Genomic DNA, 3,375 nt, shown 5'->3' with positions numbered 1-3,375 from the left:
GTGGTCGGGTGGGGTGGGGCTCTCTCCTCGGTCGGTCACCGGAGGCGTATCAGGAACCTGGTGGAGGTGCAATCGGCGGGGGCTTGGTCGGGTGTTCGGTTGCGCTGCGCCGTTTGCGCCTCCACCAGGACCCTGATATGGGCTGCGCCTGCCCGACCGAGGAGGGAGCCCCACCCCTGGCTGGATCTTTGCGGAGGGTCCGTGGCCCGGTCCGGCGCGCCCGGTGGAGCATTGTGCGTTCCCTGCGGCGGGCGTCCTTGGTCCGGGGTCGTGCTTCATGTGCGGTGGGCGGCCGTGTGATGCTGGATCTTGTGTCACCTGTGGCGCTCGACTGTGTGGTGCGGGGTCTCGCATCATCTGTGTTGGGCGCCTTGTGATGCTCAAATTTGTCTCACCCGCGGTGCGCGGCCGTGTGGTGCAGGATCTTGTGGCGTCCGTGGTGGACGGCGGTGGTGCTGGATCTTGCGTTTCCTGTGGTGAACGGCCTCGTGATGGTGGATCGTGTGTCGCCCGTGTCGGGCGGCCGTCTGATGTGGATTCGTGCATCATGTCGCGCATTGCCCGTGGTGGATGGCGGTGTGGTGGTGTGAGCAGTAGAGCTTGAGGTTCTCTACGGTGGTGTGTCCGCCTTGTGCGTACGGGGTGGTGTGGTGGGCGTGGAGGTTGTGTCCTGAGCGTTGAGGAGGGTTTGCGTAGGCAGAGCTCTTTGATGCGGTGCTGCGTGGATGATGAGGGATTGTGGCCCCTCGGAGTCGCCCTGCGGAGGGAGGCTTCAAACCGCCCCTCGCTGCGTTGGCTGAAGACCGTCGTGGTGAACGGTAGGGGAAAAGGCGCGCTTTGATGCGTCAGGTAGGGATCGGGAAGACGAGCGTGAGTCAATCGCTGTTGAAGTGTCGTTACCATCAGGTGGCATCAAAACCGAGGAATTCCTTCAGTTCTCGGGATGAGCTCGGCGGGTGTTCCGCTTATTGGCCGAGCGGTGTCCGGCATGCAGGCGACGTGAGCCCGGTCTGCTGCGTCCGCGTGGAACAGGAGAAGGCGCGTACCGCTGCTGCCCGCCGGTGGTTCGGTGGGTGGGAGGGAGAGCCCGGAGCCGAACGTTCTTCGGCTGGGGTGTCAGAGTACCGAGGTGGTGCGTGCGATCGTGTCCCCTTTGATGGTGTAGCCGATCAGTCGGCGGTGGTGTTGGGGAGCGCGGGGGCGCTTTCGGGCAGTTCGGTGGGGTAGAGCTGGTCCATGCTGCCTTCGGGCAGGTAGCGGCGGGGGAAGGCGATCCATTCGTCGTGGAGTTCGAACAGGACGGCGCTGACCAGCCGCAGCAGTGCGTCGTCGTTGGGGAAGACCTGGACGACGTCGATGCGGCGCTTGATCTCGCGGTTGACCCGTTCGAGCGGGTTGGTCGACTGGATCTTCTTCCAGTGCCGTTCGGGGAACGCGGCGAACGCGGTCAGGTCCGCCTCGGCCTCGAGCAGCATGGCTTTGACCTTCGGGAACTGGGCTCCGAGCATGTCGGCGACGGTTTCGAGTTGGGTGCGTACCGCGTCGGGGTTCGGCTGGGCGAAGATCGTGCGGATGGTCGCGGCGACCATCTCGCCGGCCTCCTTGTTGATCACGGCGAACACGTTGCGCAGGAAGTGGACCCGGCAGCGCTGATAGCCGGCCCCGATCATCACCTTCCGGATAGCCTTGACCAGGCCCGAGTGATGGTCGCCGATCACGAGCCGCACTCCGCTCAGGCCTCGTTCGCGCAACGAGCGCAGGAACGCGGTCCAAAAGAGTTCTGTCTCACTGTCGCCGACCATCACGCCGAGTACTTCGCGGCCGCCGTCCTCGGTGATCCCGGTGGCGATCACCACGGCCCGGGAGACGATCTGATGCTCGACCCTGGCCTTGCAGTACGTCGCATCCAGGTACATGTACGGGAAGCGCAGATGGTCCAGCGGCCTGGTGCGGAAGGCGGCCAGCTGCCCGTCGAGGTCGGAGCAGATCCTTGAGACCTCGCTCTTGGAGATCCCGGTGTCCGCGCCGAGCGCTTTGACCAGGTCGTCGACCGAGCGGGTGGACACGCCATGGACGTAGGCCTCCATGATGACCGCGTACAGGGCCTGATCGATCCGGCGGCGCCGCTCGAGCAGCGCCGGGAAGAAGCTGCCCGAGCGCAGCTTCGGGATCGCCAGGTCCAGGTCGCCGGCCTGGGTGGTGAGCGTCTTGTCGCGGTGTCCGTTGCGCAGCGCAACACGGGTGTCGGTGTGCTCGTTCCACCCCGCGCCGATCGCGACGGTGGCCTCGGCCTCGATCAGTTCCTGCAGCATCCGCTCGGCAACCGAGCGGACGAGTTCGAGTCCGTCGCTCGAACGTAGTGACTCGATCAGGCGAAGTAGGTCAGACTGGGACAGGGCCATCATGCATCTCCACGGTTGAACTGGCCTTTTACCACGGAGGATGCATGATGGCCCGCCTCATCGGCAGGGAGCGGACAGGGGGCGGAGACTACACACCCCAGAGCGCACTCCGGCGCAAACCCCTGACATGATCGGCTACACCATCAAGAGGGACGCCATCCAGAACGTTCGGCTCCGGGCTCTCCCTCCCACCCACCGAACCACGGGCGGGCAGCAGCGGTACGCGCCTTCTCCTGTTCCACGCGGACGCAGCAGACCGGGCTCACGTCGCCTGCATGCCGGACACCGCTCGGCCAATAAGCGGAACACCCGCCGAGCTCATCCCGAGAACTGAAGGAATTCCTCGGTTTTGATGCCACCTGATGGTAACGACACTTCAACAGCGATTGACTCACGCTCGTCTTCCCGATCCCTACCTGACGCATCAAAGCGCGCCTTTTCCCCTACCGTTCACCACGACGGTCTTCAGCCAACGCAGCGAGGGGCGGTTTGAAGCCTCCCTACGCAGGGCGACTCCGAGGGGCCACAATCCCTCATCATCCACGCAGCACCGCATCAAAGAGCTCTGCCTACGCAAACCCTCCTCAACGCTCAGGACACAACCTCCACGCCCACCACACCACCCCGTACGCACAAGGCGGACACACCACCGTAGAGAACCTCAAGCTCTACTGCTCACACCACCACACCGTCATCCACCACGGGTAATGCGTGATGTGATGCATGATTCTGCGTCACAGGGTCGTCTGCCACGGGTGATTCACGCGATCTTGTACCGCGCGGTGGTCGGCTACGGGTGATGTGCGAACTTGCATCACGCGGTCGTCTACTGCGGTGATGCACGATGCCATCATGCATCCTCCGTGGTAAAAGGCCAGTTCAACCGTGGAGATGCATGATGGCCCTGTCCCAGTCTGACCTACTTCGCCTGATCGAGTCACTACGTTCGAGCGACGGACTCGAACTCGTCCGC

Annotated in this window: 4 protein-coding genes; 2 read left to right on the top strand and 2 right to left on the bottom strand. The window is 64.1% G+C overall.

Translation table 11 applies throughout. From position 1 onward, the window contains the following. Nucleotides 1–449: 449 nt before the first annotated feature. A complete protein-coding gene (locus KDL01_RS39950; RefSeq protein ID WP_212533933.1) occupies nt 450–590 on the top strand; it encodes a hypothetical protein in 141 nt (46 codons plus the stop codon). On the opposite strand, the gene KDL01_RS46325 is transcribed toward KDL01_RS39950, so the two are convergent. Further along, nucleotides 546–776 (bottom strand): HNH endonuclease, encoded by a 231-nt coding sequence (locus KDL01_RS46325; RefSeq protein ID WP_212533932.1) that lies wholly within the window; start codon nt 774–776, stop codon nt 546–548. The two genes, KDL01_RS39950 and KDL01_RS46325, sit on opposite strands and share 45 nt — an antisense overlap. A gap of 393 nt (nt 777–1,169) precedes the next feature. After that, on the bottom strand, nt 1,170–2,402 hold the full coding sequence (locus KDL01_RS39940) for an IS256 family transposase (RefSeq protein ID WP_212533931.1): 1,233 nt from the start codon (nt 2,400–2,402) through the stop codon (nt 1,170–1,172). A 489-nt stretch (nt 2,403–2,891) separates the two neighbouring features. Between KDL01_RS39940 and KDL01_RS46320 the strand changes: the two genes are divergently transcribed. Continuing rightward, complete coding sequence (locus tag KDL01_RS46320) at nt 2,892–3,110, top strand: HNH endonuclease (protein WP_212533930.1); 219 nt, start codon at nt 2,892–2,894, stop codon at nt 3,108–3,110. The last annotated feature ends 265 nt before the right edge of the window (nt 3,111–3,375 follow it).

This window comes from Actinospica durhamensis (assembly GCF_018139695.1).
GTDB classification, from domain to species: Bacteria; Actinomycetota; Actinomycetes; order Streptomycetales; family Catenulisporaceae; genus Actinospica; species Actinospica durhamensis.
The sequence above is the reverse complement of the archived record's forward strand: the minus strand, read 5'-3'. Positions and strand labels throughout refer to the sequence as shown.